Genomic DNA, 25,852 nt, shown 5'->3' with positions numbered 1-25,852 from the left:
AGGTTTAATGGATACGAAATTGTGGAAAGTAATGTTATAAACTAACATTTATTTATGAAATATGGGGGATTTTTTTAATATGAGATCACCGGATCACTTTAATCTACCAATTGAATTAGAAAAAATTCGTCCATCTATTGAGAGTTCATTACTACCTTTTAATAAATTACTTCCTTATGCAAAAAAGTCTTCGAGTTTAGCGAGTAAATTTTCTGGGAGAGCTTATTTCCCACTAAATTATTCTTACCCTAAAGATATTAATGGACATAAAATGAGTTTGTTAGCGCAAATTAATTTCTCAGAGACAGAATTTATTGAACCATTTCCCCAAAAGGGAATTCTTCAATTTTTCATATCCCCTGCCATATGTAATTTAGCACATTCAGTAGAAGAGCATTTTTTTCAACATTATTTTAAAGTGAGATATTTTCCTGAAATATTAACTAAAGATATTTCAAGCGACAATCATACAATTGAACATAGTAAGTACGAATCTTTTCCTATAGGAGAAGAGTTAACATTATCATTTAGTTCCAGTATTGAGCCAGTTTCTGCAATGGATTATCGACTCAATCATTTCTTATCAACATCACTATCTCATTTTTCGACAATAAATCCAGATGGAAAATCTATTGAAGAGTTATATTTTGAACATTTTTTAGGAGCAGAACATAAAATCGGCGGATATCCGTATTTTATTTATGAGGACACGCGTAAAAGCTCTCCTTTTTTAAGAAGGTTTGATACACTATTATTACAGATAGTTTCAAACGATGCAGAGAAAATCATGTGGGGAGACTCTGGCATAATTAAATTTTTTATCAATCGACAAAAATTATTGAATCTAGACTTTTCAGATATTTATTTTATTGCTGAACAATATGATTAGTTAGTAGTGTAAATAACTAGGTTCAATTAACTCTATTTCCCCTTGGCATTGGTTTGGAATTTTTTTAAATACGAGAAGTAGGTGCAATAATAGTGAGTATCCTTCTTAATCCATATGTTTTTCTCCCAATTTTATTTGTTATTAATTTATTATTTGCTATTACAGTCATTTTTTTAGAAAGAAAAGATGCGTCATCAGCTTGGGCTTGGATTCTTGTATTATTCTTTTTACCATTCTTAGGATTCGTTTTATATTTATTACTTGGTCGACAGCTGAGAAAAAAACATTTATTCCGTTGGGATGGCCAAAAAGATATTGGGATTGATAGACTAATTGGCTATCAAATAAAAGCCATAGAAGATGATACATTAGAACTTCGAGATCAATATGTAGAAAATTACAAAAACCTGATTCATATGAATTTAAAAACAAATAATTCCGTTTTAACTCAAGATAACCAGGTTAAAGTTTTTTCAGACGGAACTGATAAATTCGAATCATTAATTGAGGACATTTTATCAGCAAAAGACCATATTCATATTCAATATTACATTTTTAAGCTTGATAATTTGGGACAACGTATTTTGTCCGCTCTTATTAAGAAGAGTAAGCAAGGGGTCAAGGTTCGAATACTCTATGACGAAATGGGCTCAAGAGGTTTAAAAAAAGTTCGTTTTAAAGAATTAATCGATCTAGGTGGGGAAGTTGAGGTCTTTTTCCCATCAATCTTACCATTGTTTAATCCACGTTTAAATTTTAGAAACCACCGGAAAATAGTTATTATTGATGGAAGAATTGGTTATATTGGTGGATTTAACGTAGGTGATGAGTACTTAGGTTTAAATAAGAAGTTTGGCTACTGGCGAGATACGCATTTAAGAATTGAAGGAAGTTCAATTCACCCATTACAAACGAGGTTTCTATTAGATTGGAATCAGGCAAGTAATAATAACATTAATTACTCTGAAAAGTACTTCCCTGCCATTCCACAAAAGGGCGATGTTGCTGCACAAATCGTTTCAAGCGGGCCTGATGCAGATTGGCCAGCTATTAAAAATGGTTATTTAAAACTATTAATGAGTGCAAAGCGTTATATCTATATTCAAACACCATATTTCATCCCAGACAGCAGCTTTTTAAATGCTGTTGAAGTTGCAACACTTTCAGGTATTGATGTAAGAATTATGATCCCGAATAAACCTGACCATATGTTTGTTTATTGGGCTACGTATTCTTACGTTGGCGAACTGTTAAAAGCTGGTGCAAAGGTTTATATTTATGAAAAAGGTTTTATACACGCTAAAATGATTGTAATTGACGATGAAGCTTCTACTGTAGGGACTGCAAATATTGATGTTCGAAGTTTCAGTTTGAATTTCGAAGTGAATGCATTCATTTATAACCGTACAATTTCGCATGAATTAGCGGAAATTTTTGAACGAGATATTTTTGACTGTTCAGAGTTGACTCTTGAGAAATATAACAACCGTTCTAATATGATTAAATTTAAAGAATCCGTTTCACGGCTATTAACACCAATATTATAAAAAAAGGTTGTTTAGAAAGACAAACTTTCTAGACAACCCTTTTTTCAATCATTGCTTTCCTATTCCCTAGTCAATGCCTAAATATTCTTCTAACGTAAGCCCCGATTGTTTGACCTCAGTTGCTAACGGGATTCCCAAATAACGGAAATGCCAAGATTCATACATGTACCCAGTAATATCCTCTTTCCCTTTTGGATAGCGAAGGATGAATCCATAATTATGTGCATTTTCTAGCAGCCATTTTCCTGCTTCTGTTTCACCGAATTCACTCGTCAACCATACATCTTCACGGCCAACTTCACCTATATCGAAGGCTAAACCTGTTTGGTGTTCGGAATACCCAGGACGAGCACTGTATCGATCAGCATTATCTTTACCGTCACGCTCTACGTAACGATTATATAATGTTGTTTGGTATTCAAAAGATCGGAAAGTACTAAATGCTGTAATCTCATATCCTACTTTACGGGCCGCCGAAGCCATTTCTTCAAAGGCAACTCTCGCTTCAACATCTTCACCAGGATTAAAATCCTTTGGTAGTGGATATTTCTTATTTGCTATTAATACTCCATCAATATAAGTTGGAGTAGTTGGTAATGTTTGATCAACAATGTAACCATTATCTACTTTCGGCTTTTCATCCTGATTTGGTTTTGATTCTTCATTATTTTCTTCTTTGTTTATTGGTTCTTTTGACTGTTCATTAGAATCACCAGAAATATCATCGGATTCTTCTTTTACCTCTTCAGGTTTTTGACTTTCTTCGTTCACAGGATCTTCTGCTACGATCTCTTTTTGTTCCAGATCTCCCTCTTCTTCTTTACTATTCTCGTTTTTGTTACTAGTAAAAAATAATATCGCTATAATAGCAATAACTAAAAGAACAATTGTAATGATCGACAATTTAGAATTAGTCTTTTTAGATATCGATGATCTTTTCATTATGTATTTCCTACTTTCTATTACAATAACTTTATATTAGCACTGATTTATAATTTTGACTTTAAGTTTTTTTAGAATAGTGCTAGATTCATAATTTTCCCTATTATGTTAAGCAGAAAATGTCTATTTTTCGGGATTTTTGACCTTTCATTCAAATAAAAAAGACTCAGTATATTTCTCTGAGTCTTTTTCATTTTATTTAGCTTCAACTTTTTCCGGAAGTTCATTAGAATAAAACTTTCTCCCGATGTACGTTTGAATGATTAATAATATCCCACTGACAGACCAATAAAGTGGTAAAGCTGCCATTGAAGAAATGGAAATGATAACAATCATAATTGGAGATATATAAATCATTAATTTCATTTGAGCTTTTTGAGCTTCAGGAACTGTCCATAATGAAACTTGAGCTTGTAGGAAATATACAATCCCCGCAACAGCTGTCATTAATATATCTGGAGTTCCTAAATTAAACCATAAAAATTCATGAGATTTTACATCTGATGAATATAGGATTGCAAAATATAATCCCATGATAATCGGCATCTGAATAATGATTGGTAAACATCCCATATTAAATGGATTAATATTATGTTCACGATAAAGAGCTAACATTTCTTGTTGAATTGCCATTTGCTCTTCTTTTGTTTTCGCCGCTTTCAATCTCGTTTGTATTTCGTCCATTTTAGGCTTAACGATATCCATCTTGGACTTCATTAAAGCTTGTCTACGGTAATTCTTTAGCATCGGCGGCATTAAAATTAAACGTATCGCTACAGTGATGGCAATAATAGCCAACCCATAACTACCACCAAATAGCTCACCTAGGTAAACTAGTAAAAATTCCATTGGTTTTACAAAGATGTTATAAAACATTCCTTCTTGATTTTCCACTGCTTGACATCCAGTCAAAACGAGTAAAAGTGTACCAAGCATTGAGAATAACAGTAGTTTTTTCATTGACCCACCTACTAAATATTTTTACTATGTTGAAGTATACAGTACCTTATATAAAAAACACAAATAGCAGGTGTCTGTATGAAAAGAATTCTTCATATGTCTATTCCCACACGATTTGCAAAATTTCAACTTAGGTTTAAAACGTATTTGCGCTTGCGTAATGCCGAATACAATCACTCATTAAATTAACGAGCTGTCTCGTACTCAATGTCATTCATTTCAAATCGATAGAAATCATGATGCAACTCGTCTCTAAAATGTTTCGGTGTCACACCGGTATACTTCTTGAATATGCGAGTAAAGTAACTTTGGTTGCAAAAATGGAATTGCTCGGATATTGATGTAATACTTTTGTTTGTATGTCTTAAATAATATTGTGATTCTTCAACTCTACGAACATTTAAGTATTCAACCAAAGTAATTCCTACATGCTCTCTAAAAATCCGAGAAAGATGACTTGTACTAATATGGAATTTACTTGCAATACTTTCTACAGTTAAGTCATTCTCTAGTTCGTCGTTTATGTACATGATTACCTTATTAACTGTTTGATGTTTGAATGTTGGTTGTTTACGATCCGCGATGAAGTCAACGTAAAATTCGATTAACTCATCAGCAAATTGTAAAAACTCTGCATCTTTCATCTTATTTTCGATCATGTCCGCACAGGCATAATTAAAAGCAAACGCTTTCTTTGCTGGCACTTGGTTATCCAATAGCTTACGTGCCACGATTGAAGACAGGTTTATAAAGTACCCACGTACAATTTTAATAACCTGTTTACCGAAACGAATAGAAAGTATGTCAATTAACTCATGTAATGACTGTTTAGCCTTTGCAGATTCTAAGTGAAAGATTTCAAACAACAACTTAGACTCAATATTAAAGAAATCTTCTAATCCGCTATATTGATTTATGCCATCGATTTCTTGGAAGTACCTCTTAGATATTGTTTCTGAAATTGAATGTTGATGCTGCATATATTACCCCATCTTTCTTCAGAATGCATAAGCATAAATTTTTTACAGATAAAACTGATATTATTCACAAAAAATATGAAGATATGAAACTTTTCTTATAACTATTTATTAATATTTAACTATATTACGAGTATGATATGCAAAAACTTAATAGATTCTCCATTAAACTATGTATAAAGTAATAATCTAATCTAAACTGAATATTACCATATTTTGCGTTTTTTTTTCAACACTATTTTAGATTACGTTAATTTATTGTAAAAACAACTTAAATTTATTACATAATGAATAATAATAATTTTATGCCGTGTAAAAATATGCCAAGATTCTATTCTTTATTCTATTATAACCAATCAAACTGATAATAAGTGTATAAATTTTTCTTAGTTATTCCACAATCTTCTCTTTTTCATTTAATCAAATATGTAGTAAAATGATTTTATACTTATATAAAAAGTTTATGAAGAGGTGTAATATAGTGGATCCAAAACAAATTGAAGAGATCATGGATGTCATAAAAGATTTCTTTCCAGAAAACACATCAATCGCAATCTCAGATACAAATGAGTACTTGTACTATCAACCAAGTAAAAAAGTTGATTTAAAAATTAAGCCTGGAGACCCTGTTAAAGAAGGCTCTGCAGCACACAAAGCACTTACATATGGCCAAAAAATAAATACTTACATTGAACCTGATGTATTTGGTGTCCCATATTTCGGTATGAGTATTCCTCTTATAGATGAAGGTGAGACAAAAGGTGCTATTACCGCTATTTTCCCACAAAAACCATCACCATTTTTAACAAATTATTTAACTATAAAAATCGATGATTGTTGGTATCCTATTCGACATAACGAAGTAATCTATCTTGAAACTCAGCTTCGTAAGACATTTGTTAAAACGATGCATCGTGAAGGTTATCACCGACTAAATCTTAGTGACTTAGAGCTTTTCTTAGCTCCTGACTCTTTTATTCGTTGTCATCGTTCTTATATAGTAAACATAGATTTTATAGAAGAAATCCAACCCGATTCTCATTCAACATTCTTATTAGTTATGAAAGATGGAACTCGAATTCCTGTCAGCCAAAGATATGCAAGCTATTTCCGCCGTTCTTTAGGATTCTAAAAATTAGTTTAATACTATATGCAAAAAGCGACTTTAGGGCTACAACCTTAAAGTCGCTTTGTATATTTTTGTCCTCTATCATTCGACACACTTCTCCCCTTTTCATTGAATTTCGTCATTTTTACTGGTATTTTCTTTCTAAAGCGGTAATTAAGCACTTACATAAAATTATTGAAGATTTTGTGACATTTTAGTGTTAATATAGGAATATAAGATTTACAATGTGTTGCACTAAATAAAGTGTAAAGTTATGCTTTTTTTATATAGCAAAAGGGGGATTTTCAAATGGATCAAAGAGTTGAAAAACGCTTAGGACTAAAAATCTTGTCGGATAGAGTCGTTTCTGCTGAAGAAGCAGCTGCTTTAATTCCAAACGGTGCTGTTGTTGGTATGAGTGGTTTCACTCGTGCTGGGGATGCTAAAGTAGTTCCAATGGCATTAGTAGAACGTGCTAAAAATGAACAATTTAAAATTGATGTTTATACAGGAGCTTCACTTGGTCCAGAAGTGGACAAGTACTTAGCTGAAGCTGGTGCTATTCGTAAACGTGGACCTTTCATTGCTGATCCAATGATCCGTGGCCAAATTAACGCTGGTGATGTTTTATATGTAGATGCTCACCTTTCACACAATGCTGAATTAGTGCGCCAAGGAATTATTGGGCCAATTCAATACTTAATTATTGAAGCTGCAGCAATTACAGAAGATGGTCTAATTATCCCAACAACATCTGTTGGTAACTCACCTATCTTCGCTGAGTATGCAGAAAACATTATCGTTGAATTAAACATTGCTCATCCAGAAAGTCTAATTGGTATTCATGATATTTACGTTCCAAAAGCTCAAGGAGAACGTGAACCAATTCCATTAACTAATGCTACACAACGCATTGGAGAAATCGGCATTAAAGTTGATCCAGCTAAAATTAAAGCTATCGTTGTTTCTGAAGAGCCAGATGCTCCTTCATTAATCGTTCCTCCAGATGAGGAAACTCAAACAATGGCAAATATTTTACTAGATTTCTTCCGTTCAGAAATTAAAGCCGGTCGCTTAACAAACAAATTAATGCCTCTACAATCAGGTGTTGGTTCTGTTGCAAATGCTGTACTTGATGGTTTTGCTGATTCTGAATTCGAAGATTTAGTTGTAGCTTCTGAAGTTCTTCAAGATGCTGTATTTAACTTAATTGATGCAGGTAAAGTAAGCTATGCATCAGCTACGTCTATTACAATTTCAGAAGAATTACAGAAAAAAGTATATGGCAATCTTGAAAAATATGCTGACAAATTAGTATTACGTCCACAAGAAATCTCGAACCATCCAGAATTAATTCGCCGTCTCGGATTAATTTCTATCAACACTGCACTTGAATTAGATATCTACGGAAACGTAAACTCTACTCACGTAAGTGGTACAAAAATGATGAACGGTATCGGTGGATCTGGAGACTTCGCACGTAATGCTCGTCTTGGTATTTTCGTAACGAAATCATATGCAAAAGGCGGCGCAATTTCATCTATCGTTCCTATGGTTTCACACGTAGACCATACAGAACATGATGTTGACGTTATTGTAACTGAACAAGGTATTGCTGACTTACGTGGTCTAGCTCCAAAAGAGCGTGCAGAATTAATTATTGAAAACTGTGCTCACCCTGATTTCAAAGAACAATTACGCGATTACTACAACCGCGCAGTTGAAGCTACAGGAAATTCTCAAACTCCTCATATTTTAGAGGAAGCATTATCTTGGCATGTGAACCTTGCGAAAAACAAAACTATGAAATTAGAAACTGTAAAAGCATAATATAAATTAGTGAAAACGGTAAAATCATTCATTTGATTTTACCGTTTTTTTATTTGGAAATAATGTTAAATGCCATTAATGTTTAACAAAAGATATATTTTAAATACAACTTTAAATATGTTAATATATTATTATGCATTATTATCAAATTGGAGGTTGTTCCATGCGGTATTTAATATATGCAATTATATTTTTCTCGTTCTTTGACCTATTTACTCAATTGCCGATAATGAGTACATTTGCTGAATCCTTAGGGGCTTCAACATTTGTTATAGGGTTAGCCGTTGGTATGTATTCGTTTTCTAATACATTTGGCAATATTATCTCCGGGTTTTGGACAGATCGGAGTGGCCCCTTCTTTGTCTTAATAACTGGGTTATTCTCAACCTTTATATCACTATTACTCTACCAACTCATTAGCGAACCAATATTATTAATAATCATTCGATTTGTACATGGACTTGTCGCTGGTTTAATTGTCCCTGCGGCGTTTACTTATTTAGCTAACATTACAGCTAAAGATAATAGAGGTAAGGGAAGTGCTGTTTCCGGCGCATTTGTTGGTATCGCAGCCATTGCAGGCCCTGCCTTCAGTGGAATACTTGCAAGTCGTATAAGTGTACCTTATGTATTTACCATCACATCGGTATTTATGTTATTACTAGGAGTAATTGCATTATTTACTTTAAGACGAATTACTATATCAAAGAAAAATACCGACAAGCAAGATAATGTAAATGAAAGTGAAAATTCTTCTACTGGAACGGTATTAGCCTTCTTTAAAAATATAGGTATTATTAAAGCATTTACAGGTGCTTTCTTCCTTATGTTTTCTCAAGGTGTAATTGCGTATTTGTTACCATTAAGAGTACAAGAATTAGGATTTGATTCAAAAGTTACTGGAACATTGTTAAGTACTTTTGGAATTGTTGCAGTTCTTGTTTTCTTATTACCAACAAACCGATTATTCGATAAAATTGCCCCAGTCTATACACTAGCTTTCGGTATTTCGTTAATGGGGTTAAGTCAAATTCTATTGAGTATATCGGTAGAAATTGTTTATCTGTATGTAGCTTTAGCATGTTATGGGATTGGATTCGGATTTTTATTCCCTTCAATAAATTCACTGTTAATAGATTCAACTTCCAAAGAAAATAGAGGAAAAGCCTATGGTTATTTCTATGCTTTCTTCTCATTTGGTGTTGTTGTAGGATCCTCGTTACTAGGTGGGCTTCCGTTAAGTATTCAAGAAGGGTTTGTATTGACTGGTGTTATTTTACTTGTATTCTCACTAATAACACTCATTGGGAATCGTAGCAAAATTAAAAGTCGACAACTACAAATTTAGTTGTCGACTTTTTTTTATAATCGTTCTTGTTTATGGTTGTAATAGGAAAGTGCAGTTTGACCTCCACCTTCTCCAATGAAGTTATTCCCTCTTATACTTGTATCATTGACGCTTGCAGCAGTTTCAGCCAATTCCTTTAATGAATCATTTGCGAAGTTTGTAAAGTTCTTATTATTTGTGCCCTTTGCCTTAAGTGAGCCAAGCATACTCATTGTCTTATCACGGTTTTCTTTTTTACTTAAAAATGTCGCAACGCCTGCTACAAAAGCAGCTAAAACTACACCTTTTCCTTTTAGTTTCGCCATTTTACATCCCTCCATAGGTCTATATCATATAATTTCTCCCTTTTAAATATCTTTATACTCTTTAACTTGTCTATTCAAATATCGATTATTGATATTTCTTACTAATAATGTCTTTTTTTGTACTTTACTGCTATTTTGTTATATTTCAGCCAACGGATTAATAAAATATTAGTATTCACTTTTTTAGGAACTAGGAGGATGGACTACATGAAGGACCAGGATATTTATTATGATTGGATAGAAGTAACTTCCTTTTTTGTCGGAGCAATTGTTTTAACAGTGTTTGTCTATCTCTTTTTACAACTGTAATAATTACAAATCCTACTACTACAAATACCCTTATACATCGCAAAATACAAATGACGAAAAAAGTGTGTAGATGTGATATATTTTCACAACTACACACTTATTATTATGCCTTTACATCATTATAATCATTACTTCTTTCGAAAACCGCTACTACATAGGAGCAAACCGCTTCCATCTTGTAGTTTTTTTCTCTGGCATACTCAGCAGCTCTATCTAAAAGCTTTTTAGCAATTCCTTGACCCCTTAAAACATCAGATACATACGTATGGTTCATGACCATAACGTCCCCTTTTTGTATCCACTCAATTTCAGCTAATTTTTCCCCATCTTTTTTATACTCAAAAGCGAAATTTTGTGAACTTAGTTCATTTAACGTGAATTCCATCATTCCATTCCTCCCTTTCCACTAATTTTACACAATCATTTTTTAAGAATAAATCATTTTGCATTGTAATTAGTGTTCAAATCCTTCAGGAAGTTCATCTAGAAAGATCAATTTATTGTAATTCAGTCCATCCATCTTGTTGTTTTACTCTTCCGGATTTCATTAAAGTTCCTAATGCACGTTTAAAAGCACCCTTACTCATATTGAACATTTCTGTGATTTCTTCAGGTGTCGACTTATCACCAAATGGCATTTTGCCACCTACGCTATTTAGGTAGTTTAGAATTTGTTCCGCATCTGCACTTAGTCTTTCGTGTTTCCTAGGTAGCATTGATCCATTTAAAGAACCATCATCCTTAACGTCTATGACACGTATTGTAACGTCTTGACCTAATCTAGGTTCTCTTTCCATTTCTGTATTATGCACAAAAATGCGATATGGTAGATCTACTCCTAATAAGAATGAGCCAACCGGTAACAATCGGTAAGGTCGAGCTACAATATTTTTGTTGTGTAAATCATCTAATGCCCCTTCATAAAGATCATTTACTTTTTCTTCAGTTATTAAACGGCCGAATAAGTCTCCATTTCGATCTGTACGAAGTGTTAAATATAAATGATCTCCTACTTCTGGCCATAAGTTTCTAATAGGTGGTAGATCTTCTGCTTTTACTAACACTTCTCTAGTTGTTCCAATATCTACATAGGCACCTTCATTGGAAACTTTTATTACCCGCGCCCAATCATATTCCCCTTGATTAATATTCGGAATAGCCGTTGTAGCTTGTATGTTGCCACGTCGATCTGCATATAGAAATACTTTTAAACGGTCTCCTCTTGAAGGTGTTTCACTTAATTCTGAACTGTTTAATGGGATCTCTAAGTCACCATTTGTTAATACTATTCGTGAGCCTTGTTCTTCTAATACAGTTAATTCAACAACTTGGCCTGATTTAAGTTCTTCCATAATTATTCCTTTCAAATCTCTTTTTAAGTATTACTTTCTTTAATTTCTTCTAATTTTGTTATGATGGATGGATTTTCTTCTAAAAGCTGGACTAAGTCAGCGATTCTATCTATAGAATTCCAACTTAGGTGGTGTTCAATACCTTCTACATCATCATAAATCCGTTCTTCATCAACACCAATTAATCGCAAAAATTGTTCTAACAGGTCGTGTCTTTTTACGAGTCGTTTGCCTAGCCTTTCACCCTTTGACGTTAGAGTTAATCCTCTATATTTTTCGTATATTAAATAACCATCTTTGTCTAATTTTTGGACCATCTTCGTTACTGAGGAAGGCAAAACAGATAATGCTTCTGCTATGTCAGACACTCTAGCATATCCTTTTGTTTCAATTAGTAAATAAATTTGTTCAATATGGTCTTCCATACTAGGTGTAGGCATTAGCAACCCCTCACTTTCAACATCATACATTAAGTTTACTACAAGCTCCTCTGAAAAGGTAATAATTATCCATAGCTTCCAACTCGTTCATTTGAATTGGTATTAAGTAATAACTTTAACATTTAAAAAAGCCGACCCATTTTTTTCGAGCCAGCTTTTCTAGTTTTAAATACAAATTTTTCAATTAGTCATGCCCTGGTTTTTTACCAACTAAATGGATTGAACGAATGATTTCTTTATTTACTATGCTAATGTAAATGGAATTATTTAATTTATTGAATGCTTCTTCTCTTTTCGAAACAGATGAAACATAGTTTGATGGAAGCTTATTTAATGCATTTGCAACAATATTCATCTCACAATTCTCACAATGACAAAATGTTTGATATTCTGGTCCAAATAACAAAAATCTCACAAGTCCGCGAACAATTTCTTCTGTAACATTAACTAATATAGGTTTTGCCATTTAGGTTTTTGTACTCCATAGTGAATTTGTGTATCAAATAGTTTGAATACTATTAGTATTTATCTTTTCCATTTAGCTATTCAATTCAATTTCCAAAAGTATTGGACAATGATCACTTCCTAAAACGTCTGAATGAATGTCCACCTTGTTAATCGAATTTCTTAAACGGTCAGAAACGATGAAATAGTCAATTCTCCATCCTATATTTCTTTCCCTAACTTTATTCATATAAGACCACCATGTATAAGAATCTGTTTTATCCGGGTATTTGTAGCGAAATGTATCCGTAAAGCCTGAGGACAATAGTTCTGACATTTTCCCTCGCTCTTCGAAAGTAAACCCTGAATTACCTACGTTTGATTTTGCATTCTTTAGATCAATTTCGGTATGGGCCACATTTAAATCCCCACAGTAAATTACCGGTTTATCTTTATCTAATTCGTTTAGATAATCAAAGATTTTTTCTTCCCATTCTAGTCTATAAGGTAGTCTTGCTAAGTCTCTTTGAGAGTTAGGTGTGTAGACATTTACCAGGTAAAACTGATCGTATTCTAATGTTATAATTCGCCCTTCAACTTCATCCACTTCTTCACCTACACCATAACGTACACTCATTGGTTTGTGTTTCGTAAATATTGCAGTGCCTGAATATCCTTTTTTCTGAGCATAGTTCCAATACTGATAGTACCCTTCTAGATCTAAGTGAACTTGTCCATCTTGACATTTCGTTTCTTGGATACAGAAAAAATCTGCATCTACATTTTCAAAATAGTTTAAAAAGCCTTTTGTTAAGCACGCGCGAATACCATTTACATTCCAAGATATAAACTTCATCTTTTTCTCCTTATGTACAAATGAAAAAGCGCCACGTTTTATTTACACGTTCGGCGCTTAAATTTTTATAGTACTAATCTTCTCCTACGATTTTCACTTCTAGTTCTAAGTCAACACCAAATTTGTCCTTCACAACACTTTTTACCATCTCAATTGTTTGAATATAGTCGGTAGCTGTTGCATTACCTTTATTTATAATAAATCCTGCATGTTTTGTAGAGACTTCTGCCCCTCCAACACCTTTACCTTGCAAACCACTATCTTGAATTAATTTCCCAGCAAAGTAGCCTGGTGGACGTTTAAATACGCTACCAGCCGATGGGTATTCTAATGGTTGTTTAGATTCCCTTTTAAAAGTTAAATCTGCAATTGTTTCCTCAATTACCTTTGGATCACCTTTTTGTAGTTCGAATAGAGAGGAAAGTACATAATAGCCTTCTTGAGTAATAATGCTATGTCTATACCTTAAGTCTAATTCATCTTTAGTTAAGACTAGCTTTTTTCCCTCTTTCGTTAAAACAGTCGAAGATACAATAATATCTTTAATCTCTCCACCATATGCCCCTGCGTTCATTGCCATTGCTCCACCTACAGATCCTGGAATACCACAAGCAAATTCAAAACCTGTTAAACTTTCTTTAGCTGCAACTTTAGAAACGTCTTTTATAAGTGCACCGCTTTGTGCATATATACGTGTTCCTTCAACACGTATTTCTTCTAATAACGAAAATGTAATAACAATCCCTCTAAAACCACCATCACGCACCACCATGTTTGAACCGTTTCCAAGCATTAAAAGTGGTATATGGTGATCATAGGCGTATTTTATCACTGCTTGGGCTTCTTCTTCCGTTTCAGGCAAAACAAAAACGTCTGCAGCTCCACCTAACTTTGTCATCGTGTATTCTTTTAACAATTCATTTGTCTTTATGTTTTTTGGATTCATTAAAAGAGCTAGATCATTAGCCCACTTTTGTATAGTCATCATAAATTAAACCCTTTCTAAATCAACATCATACTTAGTATGGGAAATTGAAAGCTTTTTGGCAAGTGGCTATACTCACTAATTTATCCATATTTTTGACCATTTTTCGACTTCTCGAATTGCTCCTTCAAGTGCAAGACCCTTTTCAGTCAATGAGTATTCGACTCGAACAGGCACTTCTGAATACACTGCCCTCTCGACAATCCCTTCCTTTTCCAATTCTTTCAAACGTTCAGACAATAACCGACCACTAATTGGTAATGCAGACTCAATTTCATTAAATCTCTGCGGGCCCTCCAGTAGCTGATATAAAATTAATGTTGTCCACCGTTTCCCTAATAGGTCCATTGCCTTGGATAGACGGGGACATATGCAAATTTCCTTCAAAAGAAACACCTCTGTTCCAATGTTGTATCTTAATGCCCTTTTACTTAACTAATATTATTAGTGTATCATTTATTATCTACTTACGAAAAGTAACTATTTAATTATTTTAATTATTATAACCTAAAATAGCTAATTGTTTTCACCAAGTTTTACGTAAATGTAAATCCCCCTTGATTTTACTCATGGGGGATTCTAAAGATAAATTATTATATGCAATTATTAAGGCATTGGTCATTCGCACAAATTTATAGGAATAAACAACTATTTATCGGTTGGTTTTAAACCAGCTTCATTTGCAACTTTCTCAATTGTTTGTTCAAATAACCCTTGAGGTTGTGCACCTGAAATTCCGTATTTATTATCAAATACGAAGAAAGGTACTCCGCGCACGCCTAATTGCTGTGCAGCATAAATATCCTTTTCGACATCTTCATTATATTCATTGCCATTCACAATAAGTTTTGCTTCTTCCGTGTCAAGGCCAATCTCATCAACCAGCTTTAATAACACTTCGCCTTTTCCAATTGCTTCGCCTTCAAGGAAATACGCTTGTAATAATCGCTCACTCATTTCGTGACCTTTTCCTTTAGTTTCTGCCCACTTCGCTAAACGATGAGCAGCAACTGTGTTAGCTGTTTTCATTTTGTCAAAGTCGTAGTTTAGTCCAACCTCTTTTGCTCGTAGTGCTACGTTGTTAGTCATATTTTTCGCTTCTTCTTCTGACACCCGATACTTTTTCGCTAGGGAAGAAATAACCGGTTCCTCAGCATCTATAGGTGTTGTAGGATCTAATAGAAAACTTTTATATTCTACTTCTATTTGACCTTCATATCCTGTATCTTTTATCGCCTTTTCAAGCTGTCTTTTACCAATATAACAAAATGGACATACGTAATCTGACCATACTTCAACTTTAATTGTCATTGTTTCTTCCCCCTTTTTTCCTCATTGTACGAATCAAAATTCTATTGTTCAATCAAACTGCTCATTATTTCATATGCGCCTATGTAATTTTATAGATATATTAATTTTTTCAGTACAAAAACAATGCTGTATAAAGTTGAATAATGTCTACAACTTTTACCGATACTTGTATAAAACTACAACCTTGGAGGTTTTTATGCAAAATTCACTATGGTTAGCAGGAATTGAAAAATTATCCGTAAATAAATTATCCAATTCATTAAATTGCGATGTTTGTATAGTTGGTGGAGGTTTAACAGGTATTTACACTGCGTACCTTTTAGCCAAAAAAGGAGTCAATGTTGTATTACTTGAAGGTAATTCATCTATAGGTATTGCAACTACTGGTCATTCTACAGGAAAGCTAACACCTCAGCATGATGCAATTTATGCAAAACTATTAAAGTCATTTTCAGAAGATGAAGTTCGTACTTACTATGAAGCTAATGTAAATGCTATTGAATCTGCGCTTCAAAATTTATCTATTGATGTCTATCAAAAAGCTGCCTCATATTTGTTCGCAACAACTGAGCAAGGGAAAAAATCATTAGATGATGAGATTGAAGCATACAAAAAACTTCAAATCCCAGGCTATGAAACATTAGAAACAGAATTACCATTTGAAGTACTTTCTAGCCTTAAACTCCCAAATACTGCACAAATTCATCCAACTAACTTTGCACTCCATTATGCTAAGTTGGCCATGAAGGAGGGAGCGAATCTTTATGTAGATTCTCGTGTAACTAAAGTTGTAATAGATGAGAAGAAGGTTTATATAGACGATGAACTACATGTATCATTCAACCATCTTGTATTAGCTACCCATTATCCAATAGAAGCAATTAAAGGACTTCAAGTAGCCAAACTATCTGTAGAAAGGTCCTATTTAACAGCAACAAAAACATCAGAATTGCTTAAAGGTCAATATTTATCGGTTGACACACCTTCTAGAACAATACGTACCGCACTAATTAATAATCAACCTTACTTTGTTTATGGTGGTAGTTCCCATAAAGCAGGTACTATTGAGGGTACACATTCCTATTATGAGGTATTACAAAATGAAGTAATGTCAAAATTCGACTTATCAAAACCCGAATACCTTTGGAGTGCCCAAGATCCGGATACTGCAGATTCACTTCCATATGTTGGTCCTATTACAGATAATGAATCAAATGTCTATATTGCAACTGGATATCGAAAATGGGGTCTGTCAAATTCTTTAGTTGCAGGTGAAATTATTTCAAGTACAATCTTAAAGGAAAAACATCCTGCAGCAGATATTTATCATCCATCACGAAATCAATTCGGTAAAACGATGTTAAGAATGCTAAATATGATTGGTTTTACAGTTGCAAATTTAGCTGATGGCTATATGACACGTATGGATGCTCCGAAATGTACTCATTTAGGATGTAAAACACGTTGGAATGATGGTGACGAAACTTGGGACTGTCCATGTCACGGATCTCGATTTGACAAGTTTGGAAATGTTATAGAAGGACCTGCTGTCTATCCATTAGATCTAACATTATAAAATATAACGCAGACTCGAAAACTCGGGGTCTGCGTTTTTCTCTTAGCTTAAGCCATCTGTTAGTACTGGAACGACTTGTTTTTTACGAGACACTACGCCTGGTAGGTCTATCTCGTTTTCATTTAATACTTTGTCAAATGCTTTTGCAGCTCCTTCAGCAGCGCTTCCAACTACTACAGCCACTGAATCGTTATTTAAAATATCAGTAACAATGAAGAAATATAAATCTAATCCGTTTTCTTCATTATACTTATTTAACAAATTAACTAATTCATCTTTGCGACTTAATACATCGTTTACGTCAACTGCATTTACTTGTGCAACAATTGATTTCACATTACCAAATGTAAATTCTTTAGCGTCTAAAGATAGTAAATCTTCTAATGATTTATCAGATAGGTCGGCACCAGCTTTTAACATAGCAAGTCCATATTCTTCTAAATTCACACCAGCTATCTCTGCTAACTGTTTACCCGCTTGAACGTCTTGTTCTGTGCAAGTTGGAGATTTAAATAATAATGTATCAGATACAATTGCAGACAACATTAACCCTGCAATGTTTGCAGGAATCTCAACATTATTTTCTTTGAAAATTTTATTTAAAATAGTTGCCGTACAACCAACAGGTTCAGCACGGAAATATAATGGATCAGAAGTTTCAAAGTTAGCAATGCGGTGGTGATCGATAACTTCAATAACTTTCACATCTTCAATTCCATTAGCAGATTGCTGACGTTCGTTGTGGTCAACTAAAATAACCTGATCCGTTTCAGTTGCAACATTATCAATTGATCGTGGTGTTTCAAAACCGAATTTTTCTAAAGCATACTTTGTTTCGTTATTGATTTCTCCTAATCGTACAGCTTCAACATCAGCACCTAGCTGTTGTTTTAAATACGCATAAGTAATTGCTGATGTAATTGTATCTGTATCAGGATTTTTATGTCCGAAAACTAATACTTTGCTCATTAGATATAGTGCCTCCTAAATAGATGTTTCTTATTCGAAATAATTTTATCATACTGTTTATAGATTTGAAAAACAGAACCTATGTATGCATCTCTCAATGTGTAAATTTACGGTACGGTACATAAAAAAGCAAATTCGTTTAATAGAAACGAATTCGCTTTTTATACTTACTTAACTAGTTTTTAAACTTGAATCTGAAAAGGTAAAGTTACTCTCAATTAGTTCGCTTGTTTTTTGGAAATCATTATATTGTCTTTTATTTTGTGCAATCATACCTTCAATCATGGCATGAATAAGCGAACAAAGTGAAGTGTTTGTCTCCAAAGAGTTTTGTTTATGTTGGTATATAGCGAACATTGCATTGGAGTAATCACCAAGTGATGAAAGTGATGAATTTGTGATAGAAACTACTTTTGCATTTTTGTTTCTTGCCAACTTCGCAACAGTTAAAACATCTTCAAACAAGTGATCTACACCAATAATAATTAATAATGATTTACTATCAATGTTGCTTAGTTGTTGAACGATATCTTCCATATCGTGTTGAATTTGCTTCACATGTTTCCGATAGTTCTTTAAAATGCTCGTCATATAAGTAGCTGTGGGTGTTGATTGTCTAAAACCAAGTATATATATGAACTCTGATTCGTGTAGACATTTAATTGTTTTGTTAAATGCAATAGGATCAACCATTTCTAAAGTATTTAAAATAGATGTAACATCTCGATTCATCATTTCGTTAATCGTGTTATCTATCTTTTTCGGGAATACTTCGGTGATATTTTCAGAATCCTCATCTTGCGTTAGTGCATTCTTTATTTCTTCCTGTAATTCATTAAAGCCACTTAAATCCATTGCATAGCAGAAACGAATAACAGTTGACTCACTAACACCAATTAGCTTTCCAACTTCGGAAGCTATATGAGTTGCAACTAAATTAGGATTATCAATAACAAATTGAGCAACTTTACGTTGACTTCTCGATAATCGAATAAAGCGTTTTTGTATTCTTTCAAGTATATTCATATTAGCTTCCAACCTCCTTCAAGGCAATTAATTGTATACAAAATATATTCATTGAAAGATTAACATTAATAAAATTGAAAAACAACAAGTTTTCTGAAAAATCTCATATTTAAATGTGGCATAAGTCATATTTTTGTCAAAATTAGATGAATATTATCTAATAATTAGATAAGTTGGTATTTTTAGGTTCAAAAAAGGTGCATCAGGTTATCCATATAACCATTCTGCACCCAAATTCCATTACTCTAATTCAACTTGCTTTGTTTCCTTACCTAAAAATATAACTGCCACCACTCCAATGACGATCGATACACAGAATATACCAAATATAAATCCTATATCTACTCCCGTAGCCAGTAAATTACCAACTAATAGTGGTCCGAAAATACCACCAACTCGACCAACTGCTGCAGCCATTCCAGCTCCAGTACCACGGATGACTAAAGGATACTGTTCTGGTGTATAAGCATATAATGCACCCCAAGCACCTAAGTTAAAGAATGATAACAAAATACCCGAAATTAATAATACTTCTATTGATTCCGCATTTCCAAATACGAATGCACTACCTGCTGTACCTAGTAAATACGTAGCTATAACAAACTTTCTCCCAGCTCTTTCAATTAGCCAAGCTGCGGTAAAATAACCAGGGAGCTGTGCTAATGTCATGATTACAACATAACCGAAACTAGAAATTAAGCTGAACCCTTTTCCAACCATTACACTTGGAAGCCATAAAAACATTCCATAATAAGAAAATACGACAACAAACCAAACAATCCAAAGTGTTAATGTAGCCCTTGCATATTTCTTCTCCCATATTCCTGCAATATTTTTTAATACACTACGTTTTTTTGCCTCCGGTCTTGCAGTAAATTGGGGAGAATCTGGTAGATGTAGTCGAATAAAAATTGCATAGAATGCTGGAAGCGCTGTTAATATTAACGCAACACGCCAACCTTCAATCGGCCAAAATTCAGCTGGGATAACAAAATAAGAAATGATCGCTCCTATTAACCATCCCCCAGCCCAGAAACTCTCTAATAAGACAACTACACGACCTCGCTCTTTTGCTGGTACACTTTCAGAAACTAAAGTAGATGCGACAGGGAGTTCTCCACCTAATCCCATACCTACAAAGAATCGTAATACTAAAAACATAACAAAGGTAGTCGTTAGTGCGGACAATCCACTTGCTACAGAAAAAAGTACAAGAGTCCATATAAATATTGTTTTACGCCCTACTTTATCGGCAAATACGCCAAATATAATTGCACCTACCATCATACCTATGGAGTTGATACTTCCAATCCAGCCCATTTGGCTAGAACTTAACCCCCAATCAGCAGCTAATGCAGCAATGACGAAAGATAATAATGCAACGTCCATTGCATCGAACATCCACCCAACTCCAGCAACACCTAATAATTTGTTTCTTGAAATGGGCTTTGTATTTGAAGAAGAAGAACTTGTCAATATGTTACTCATACGTTTTTCCACCTGTCTTTACACATGTATTTACCAAAATTAGAATAACTCTTTTCCTATAATGTTTCAATAAAAATTTCATTATTATTATTAGATTGTTCAATTTATCAAATTCTATTGAAATGTACAGAATATTTGCGTAAAATGTCTTTTATATAGAAACAGATGTTCATCATGTGAGAACAAAAGGAGATACTTGTATATGTGGAAAGGTCTAATTGAAGAATATAAAGAATTTTTACCAGTTACTGAGCAAACACCAGCTTTAACTTTAAACGAAGGAAATACTCCATTAATTCATCTTGTGAATCTTTCAAAAAAATTAGGTATCGAATTATATGGTAAATATGAAGGGTTAAACCCAACTGGCTCATTTAAAGATCGCGGTATGGTTTTTGCCGTTGCAAAAGCAATTGAAGAAGGTGCTAAATATGTCATTTGTGCATCTACTGGTAATACTTCCGCTGCAGCAAGTGCTTATGCCGCACGTGCTGGTATTGGATCAATTGTCGTAATCCCAAAAGGAAAAGTTGCGTTAGGTAAATTAGCACAGGCATGTATGTATGGTGCAAAAATCATTGAGATTGACGGAAACTTTGATGATGCGTTAAGAATTGTTCGAGAGGTAAGTGAAACAACTCCTGTAAAGCTTGTAAACTCTGTTAACCCATATCGAATTGAAGGACAAAAGACAGCTGCTTTTGAAATCGTCGATAGTTTAGGTTCGGCTCCAGATTATCTATGTATTCCTGTTGGTAACGCAGGTAATATAACAGCTTACTGGAAGGGCTTTAAAGAATATAATGAAGCGAAAAATACTGGTCTTCCGAAAATGTATGGTTTTGAAGCAGAAGGTGCTGCTGCTATCGTAAAAGGTGAACCTATAGCAGAACCAGAAACTGTAGCTACTGCAATTCGTATCGGTAACCCTGCAAGTTGGAAATTTGCAGAAGCTGCACGCGATGAATCAGGGGGAATTATTGATTCTGTAACTGATGATGAAATTTTAGCTGCTTACAAGTTAATAGCAAGTACAGAGGGAATTTTCGTAGAGCCAGGTTCTGCTGCATCATTAGCTGGTGTTATTAAATCTGTTGAAAATGGCCAAATTGAGAAAGGTAGCCGTGTTGTAACTGTATTTACTGGAAACGGATTAAAAGATCCAGATACAGCTATGAAAGTTTCAACTGTTGACTTAATCTCTTTAAAAAATGATGAAGAAGAAATTCGTAAATATATTGAGGGAATTCTATGAGTAAAAGTTGGCAAATAACTGTTCCTGGTAGTACTGCTAACTTAGGTCCTGGATTTGACTCCATCGGACTTAGTTTATCTTTATATTTGAATTTAACAGTGACTTTACAGGATAAGTGGGAAATAATCCACCTTTCTTCTGACCTTCCAAAAACATTTAAAATAGAGGATCACTTAATTTTTAAAATTGCTAATGAAACCGCAGCTCGTTTTAATAAGCAAATGCCTCCATGCCGTATTGAAATGGAAAGTGAGCTACCTTTTGCACGAGGTTTGGGTAGTAGCGCAGCTGCTATCGTTGCTGGTATTGAAGTAGCTAATTTAGCATGTAATTTAAACTTAAGCGTTCAAGATAAATGTAATATTTCCTCCCAATTTGAAGGGCATCCTGATAATGCCACTGCATCCGTTTTGGGGGGACTAACAATTTCTGCAATGGACAAGGCTGGAATTGTCGATACAATTCATATTACTGACTTAGACGCATCCTTTGTTGTATTTATCCCAGAAGTTGAGTTAAAGACTTCTGAGGCTAGAGGAGTTTTACCTGAAGTTTTTGAGCGACCTTATTCGGTACTAGCAAGCAGTAATGCCAATATGCTAGCAGCATCTCTTGTCGCCAAGGATTATGTTCGAATTGGACGTTACATGGAAAAGGATTTATTTCATGAACCGTTTCGGGCTCAGCTAATTCCTCAATATTTTGAGATAGTAAAAGCAGCAAAAGAAAATGGTGCTTATGGAACAGCATTAAGTGGGGCTGGCCCGACAATGATCTCAATGATTCCTAATAATATTGGAGTTCAGTTCGTTCGTAAAATGGAAGAGTTATATCCAACTCATAAAATTATTCTAACTAAAGCAGACCATACAGGTGTTCATGTTACTGAGATTCCTGTAACTTCAAAATAATTATTAAAGGGTACCTCGTAAGGATTGCAATCCTTACGAGGTACCCTTTTCGCTTTATGTTAACAAAACTAAACTAATAGCCATGACAGCCATACCTGCTACTACACCATAAATTGATAAATGTGTCTCGTCATATTTTTTTGCTGCTGGTAATAGTTCATCTAATGATATAAACACCATAATTCCTGCTACAGCTGCAAATATAACACCAAACATTACATCATTTAAAAACGGCATTAATATTAAATAGGCTATTAAAGCACCAACTGGTTCAGCTAAGCCTGATAAAAATGAAAGTTTAAACGCCTTTTTTCGTATTCCTGTTGCAAAATAGATTGGTATGGCTACTGCTATCCCTTCAGGAATGTTATGAATTGCTACAGCAATAGCAATAGCAATACCAACATTCGGGTCTTGAATAGTAGCCATAAATGTTGCAATACCCTCTGGAAAATTGTGTATCCCTATAGCTAATGCAGTAAAAACACCCATTTTCATTAGTTTGTCATGGTCTATAGTTGTAGCACTTTTTTCTGCTGCGTGAAGGTCTTCTACGGTTTTAACTTCATGAGGATTTTTACTTTTAGGAATAAATTTGTCAATCAATGCTATGAATAACATCCCACCAAAAAATCCAACGATAGTCATCCAATAGCCTAGTGAGTCTCCTAATGCGATTGTTAATGAATCTTTTGCTTTAACAAAAATCTCGACTAAAGATACATAAATCATAACACCTGCTGAAAAACCTAGTGCAACTGAAAGAAATTTCTTATTTGTTCTAGACGTGAAAAATGCTATTAAAGCTCCAACTCCAGTTGCCAATCCAGCAAATAACGTCAAACCTAAAGCTAAGATTACATTTCCATCCATACTAATTCTCCTCAATTTAATTTATAAATGTATTATATACATTTTTGTTTCCTTTGTGCAACATTTTTCGCTTAGGCTATCTCTTATTCCCAAGGTGAAAACGGATACACGTTATAGTTTAACAATGACTAATCCATATATGATTGGACTCATAAAGAAAAAGCACCTTTTAATTAGGCGCTTTTCTTTAACGTATTTATTTTTCTTTTCCTAGTTTCGTACCAATAAATGCAAATCATAAACCAAGTGAATCCTATACTCCAACCGGCAACCACATCAGAAAAATAATGATGGTTATCTGTAACGCGTGATAACCCTACTAATACAGCTAATATAGTAGCAATACTCCATAAAGTAATTGTCGCTCTTTTACTTGCAAAAAGATCGGTTAGTATGTATGCAATTAAAAATATGTAGAGCAATCCAATCATTGCATGACCAGATGGAAAACTAAAGGATGTAAGTTGATCTACCAATTCTGGTCTTGGTCTTTCGAAAATACTTTTTAGCAGTTTATTTATTCCATTACCTGCTCCAACGACAAGAACCACTAAAAGCATTCCGCGATAATTTCGTTGTCTAAACCATAGTGATAATATTAAAACAATTGAAATTGTGACAATAAACTTCGTTTCACCAAATAGATGGAAAAAGGAAATGAATTTGTTTCCATATATTAATTCGTTTATTGATTCATCAAATCCTACAACTGTAGGATGTTCATAAGTAAAAGTTAGCACAAAGAAAAGAATTAAAGTAAAAATAGATAATATGTATGCCCACCTTTTCAATAAAAACACCACCTCATTATTTTACATTCTATTCCATACTATCATAAGATGCTTTTGCTAGAATATGAAAAATAATAGTCAATTTATAGTATGTTTTTTCATTCTTTTATAGACTATTCAAGAAGTACTTCCTATCTAATGAAAAATAGCCGCCCTAAATAATTAGGACAGCTAATAATAGTTTTTCGTTATTTTAATTCATCTAGAATTTCTTGAACTTTTGCTAGTTCAGATTGTACTCCGCCACCACTTAAGTACCATAGTGGACCATCTAAGTAAACGATACGGTTGTTTTTATACGCAGTTGTTTGTTTAATAATATCATTTTCCATATCTGACGCGATGTTAGATTGACCACCTGTTGCTGCAGTACGGTCGATTACGAATAATACTTCTGGATTAAATTCAAGAATTGCTTCAAATCCAAAGTTCGAACCGTGTGATGAAGCCTCAATATCTTCTGTTACAGGTACAAATCCATAAATATCATAGATATAGCCAAAACGTGAGTTTGTCGCAAATCCTGATAACTTTCCTTCGTTATACATTGTTACTAACGTATTATCAAATTCACCTGCTAATACTTTTACTTCTTCAATAGCTGCATCAATTTTAGCAACATGTTCTTTTACTTCATCTTCTTTACCAAAGATTTTTCCAGCAATTTCAGTTGAAGCTAAGAATGTACCCCAGTAGTCATCTTGGTTTGTTCCTACAAAAATTACGTTTGGAGTTATTTCTTTTAATTGATCATAGAATGTTGCTTGACGACCAGAGATGAAGATTACATCTGGTTCAAGTGCTGCAATATCTTCTAATAATGGTGCTTTTAAAGTACCGATGTTTGCATACTCATCTGAAGCATATTTTGAAAGATGCTCTGGCAATGCAGAATCTTTTGGAATCCCAACGATTCCTTCAACTCCAATAGCATCAAGTGTGTCTAAGAAACCGTAATCAAACACAACAATTTTTTCAGGCATTTTTTCAAGTGTTACATCATCAAAAGCTACAGTACCAGCTTCTTCACTTTCAGTTGAAGCGATTGTTGGGGAAACAGTTAAAGGATATCCTTCAGTTGTTTCAGAAGATGCTTGATCATTATTTGAGTTTGTATTTGAATCTTCAGTTGATTCATTTCCAGAATTACAAGCAGCTAGAACGAAAACCATCATAGCTAGAACTAGCGTAAGTAATTTCCAATTTTTCATTTTTAAATCTCTCCTATTCTTCCTAATGAAGTGAAAATCAATTCATGATAATGAGAATCATTATCAACTAATTGAAATTATATCAGTTACAGATAAAACGTCAATACTTTTTTTCAATTTTATTTTGACCAAATTAAATAAATACATTC

At 33.8% G+C, this 25,852-nt stretch carries 26 protein-coding genes; 8 read left to right on the top strand and 18 right to left on the bottom strand.

What is annotated here, in order from left to right:
* The first annotated feature begins 79 nt into the window (after positions 1–79).
* Together CRO45_RS14420 and cls are read left to right on the top strand one after the other, a co-directional pair.
* Positions 80–889, top strand: a complete 810-nt coding sequence (locus CRO45_RS14420) for a YwqG family protein (protein ID WP_170949500.1) — start codon at positions 80–82, stop codon at positions 887–889.
* 98 nt (positions 890–987) lie between these two features.
* Positions 988–2,436 (top strand): cardiolipin synthase, encoded by a 1,449-nt coding sequence (cls, locus tag CRO45_RS14415; RefSeq protein WP_408057155.1) that lies wholly within the window; start codon positions 988–990, stop codon positions 2,434–2,436.
* Between the two features lie 66 nt (positions 2,437–2,502).
* Here cls and CRO45_RS14410 read toward each other — a convergent pair whose 3' ends face one another.
* The 3 genes from CRO45_RS14410 to CRO45_RS14400 all read right to left on the bottom strand — a co-directional run bounded on the left by CRO45_RS14410 (position 2,503) and on the right by CRO45_RS14400 (position 5,318).
* Positions 2,503–3,378, bottom strand: a complete 876-nt coding sequence (locus CRO45_RS14410) for a M15 family metallopeptidase (RefSeq protein WP_097150328.1) — start codon at positions 3,376–3,378, stop codon at positions 2,503–2,505.
* Positions 3,379–3,573: 195 nt separating this feature from the next.
* Positions 3,574–4,338, bottom strand: a complete 765-nt coding sequence (gene yidC, locus CRO45_RS14405) for a membrane protein insertase YidC (protein WP_097150327.1) — start codon at positions 4,336–4,338, stop codon at positions 3,574–3,576.
* Positions 4,339–4,523: 185 nt separating this feature from the next.
* Positions 4,524–5,318, bottom strand: coding sequence for a helix-turn-helix transcriptional regulator (locus tag CRO45_RS14400; RefSeq protein WP_097150326.1), 795 nt, complete (start codon positions 5,316–5,318; stop codon positions 4,524–4,526).
* Between the two features lie 478 nt (positions 5,319–5,796).
* On the opposite strand from CRO45_RS14400, the gene CRO45_RS14395 reads away from it, so the two are divergent.
* The 3 genes from CRO45_RS14395 to CRO45_RS14385 all read left to right on the top strand — a co-directional run bounded on the left by CRO45_RS14395 (position 5,797) and on the right by CRO45_RS14385 (position 9,601).
* Positions 5,797–6,447: a LytTR family DNA-binding domain-containing protein gene (locus CRO45_RS14395; protein ID WP_097150325.1), complete on the top strand. Its 651-nt coding sequence runs from the start codon at positions 5,797–5,799 to the stop codon at positions 6,445–6,447.
* Positions 6,448–6,732: 285 nt separating this feature from the next.
* Positions 6,733–8,253: a succinate CoA transferase gene (locus CRO45_RS14390; RefSeq protein WP_097150324.1), complete on the top strand. Its 1,521-nt coding sequence runs from the start codon at positions 6,733–6,735 to the stop codon at positions 8,251–8,253.
* A gap of 163 nt (positions 8,254–8,416) precedes the next feature.
* Positions 8,417–9,601: an MFS transporter gene (locus CRO45_RS14385; protein ID WP_097150323.1), complete on the top strand. Its 1,185-nt coding sequence runs from the start codon at positions 8,417–8,419 to the stop codon at positions 9,599–9,601.
* A gap of 14 nt (positions 9,602–9,615) precedes the next feature.
* Here the strand turns inward: CRO45_RS14385 and CRO45_RS14380 are convergent, their stop codons facing one another.
* The 9 genes from CRO45_RS14380 to CRO45_RS14340 form a co-directional block, all read right to left on the bottom strand.
* On the bottom strand, positions 9,616–9,906 hold the full coding sequence (locus tag CRO45_RS14380) for a hypothetical protein (RefSeq protein ID WP_097150322.1): 291 nt from the start codon (positions 9,904–9,906) through the stop codon (positions 9,616–9,618).
* Between the two features lie 412 nt (positions 9,907–10,318).
* Complete coding sequence (locus CRO45_RS14375) at positions 10,319–10,600, bottom strand: GNAT family N-acetyltransferase (RefSeq protein ID WP_097150321.1); 282 nt, start codon at positions 10,598–10,600, stop codon at positions 10,319–10,321.
* A 112-nt stretch (positions 10,601–10,712) separates the two neighbouring features.
* Entirely contained in the window at positions 10,713–11,567 is an 855-nt protein-coding gene (locus tag CRO45_RS14370) for a CvfB family protein (protein WP_170949499.1), read from the bottom strand.
* A gap of 23 nt (positions 11,568–11,590) precedes the next feature.
* Positions 11,591–12,007 (bottom strand): transcriptional regulator MntR, encoded by a 417-nt coding sequence (gene mntR, locus CRO45_RS14365; protein WP_097150358.1) that lies wholly within the window; start codon positions 12,005–12,007, stop codon positions 11,591–11,593.
* A gap of 184 nt (positions 12,008–12,191) precedes the next feature.
* A complete protein-coding gene (locus CRO45_RS14360) occupies positions 12,192–12,473 on the bottom strand; it encodes a late competence development ComFB family protein (protein ID WP_097150320.1) in 282 nt (93 codons plus the stop codon).
* A gap of 72 nt (positions 12,474–12,545) precedes the next feature.
* Positions 12,546–13,307, bottom strand: a complete 762-nt coding sequence (locus CRO45_RS14355) for an exodeoxyribonuclease III (protein WP_097150319.1) — start codon at positions 13,305–13,307, stop codon at positions 12,546–12,548.
* A gap of 73 nt (positions 13,308–13,380) precedes the next feature.
* Positions 13,381–14,292 carry a UDP-N-acetylmuramate dehydrogenase gene (gene murB / locus CRO45_RS14350; protein ID WP_097150357.1) on the bottom strand — a complete coding sequence of 304 codons (912 nt, stop codon included), beginning with the start codon at positions 14,290–14,292 and terminating at the stop codon, positions 13,381–13,383.
* Positions 14,293–14,370: 78 nt separating this feature from the next.
* A complete protein-coding gene (locus CRO45_RS14345; RefSeq protein WP_097150318.1) occupies positions 14,371–14,679 on the bottom strand; it encodes a winged helix-turn-helix transcriptional regulator in 309 nt (102 codons plus the stop codon).
* Between the two features lie 261 nt (positions 14,680–14,940).
* On the bottom strand, positions 14,941–15,603 hold the full coding sequence (locus CRO45_RS14340; protein WP_097150317.1) for a DsbA family oxidoreductase: 663 nt from the start codon (positions 15,601–15,603) through the stop codon (positions 14,941–14,943).
* Between the two features lie 196 nt (positions 15,604–15,799).
* Here CRO45_RS14340 and CRO45_RS14335 point away from each other — a divergent pair, with 196 nt between their 5' ends.
* Positions 15,800–17,179 carry an FAD-dependent oxidoreductase gene (locus CRO45_RS14335; protein WP_097150316.1) on the top strand — a complete coding sequence of 460 codons (1,380 nt, stop codon included), beginning with the start codon at positions 15,800–15,802 and terminating at the stop codon, positions 17,177–17,179.
* A gap of 42 nt (positions 17,180–17,221) precedes the next feature.
* Here the strand turns inward: CRO45_RS14335 and CRO45_RS14330 are convergent, their stop codons facing one another.
* The 3 genes from CRO45_RS14330 to CRO45_RS14320 all read right to left on the bottom strand — a co-directional run bounded on the left by CRO45_RS14330 (position 17,222) and on the right by CRO45_RS14320 (position 20,662).
* Entirely contained in the window at positions 17,222–18,148 is a 927-nt protein-coding gene (locus CRO45_RS14330; protein WP_097150315.1) for a manganese-dependent inorganic pyrophosphatase, read from the bottom strand.
* A gap of 171 nt (positions 18,149–18,319) precedes the next feature.
* A complete protein-coding gene (locus CRO45_RS14325) occupies positions 18,320–19,174 on the bottom strand; it encodes a MurR/RpiR family transcriptional regulator (protein ID WP_097150314.1) in 855 nt (284 codons plus the stop codon).
* Between the two features lie 240 nt (positions 19,175–19,414).
* Entirely contained in the window at positions 19,415–20,662 is a 1,248-nt protein-coding gene (locus tag CRO45_RS14320) for an MFS transporter (RefSeq protein WP_097150313.1), read from the bottom strand.
* A 202-nt stretch (positions 20,663–20,864) separates the two neighbouring features.
* On the opposite strand from CRO45_RS14320, the gene thrC reads away from it, so the two are divergent.
* Positions 20,865–21,917, top strand: a complete 1,053-nt coding sequence (gene thrC / locus CRO45_RS14315; protein ID WP_097150312.1) for a threonine synthase — start codon at positions 20,865–20,867, stop codon at positions 21,915–21,917.
* Entirely contained in the window at positions 21,914–22,828 is a 915-nt protein-coding gene (gene thrB / locus CRO45_RS14310; protein ID WP_097150311.1) for a homoserine kinase, read from the top strand. Before thrC ends, thrB begins: the two co-directional genes overlap by 4 nt.
* Before the next feature lie 54 nt (positions 22,829–22,882).
* Here thrB and zupT read toward each other — a convergent pair whose 3' ends face one another.
* From zupT to CRO45_RS14295, 3 genes are all read right to left on the bottom strand, one after another.
* Entirely contained in the window at positions 22,883–23,701 is an 819-nt protein-coding gene (gene zupT / locus CRO45_RS14305; protein ID WP_097150310.1) for a zinc transporter ZupT, read from the bottom strand.
* Between the two features lie 173 nt (positions 23,702–23,874).
* A complete protein-coding gene (locus CRO45_RS14300; RefSeq protein WP_097150309.1) occupies positions 23,875–24,492 on the bottom strand; it encodes a phosphatase PAP2 family protein in 618 nt (205 codons plus the stop codon).
* Between the two features lie 188 nt (positions 24,493–24,680).
* Positions 24,681–25,703 (bottom strand): siderophore ABC transporter substrate-binding protein, encoded by a 1,023-nt coding sequence (locus CRO45_RS14295; protein WP_097150308.1) that lies wholly within the window; start codon positions 25,701–25,703, stop codon positions 24,681–24,683.
* Between the last annotated feature and the right edge of the window lie 149 nt (positions 25,704–25,852).

Source organism: Ureibacillus acetophenoni (assembly GCF_900220965.1).
In the GTDB taxonomy this organism is placed as follows: Bacteria; Bacillota; Bacilli; order Bacillales_A; family Planococcaceae; genus Ureibacillus; species Ureibacillus acetophenoni.
Note: the sequence above shows the minus strand (reverse complement) of the source record. Positions and strands in the feature narration are given on the sequence as shown.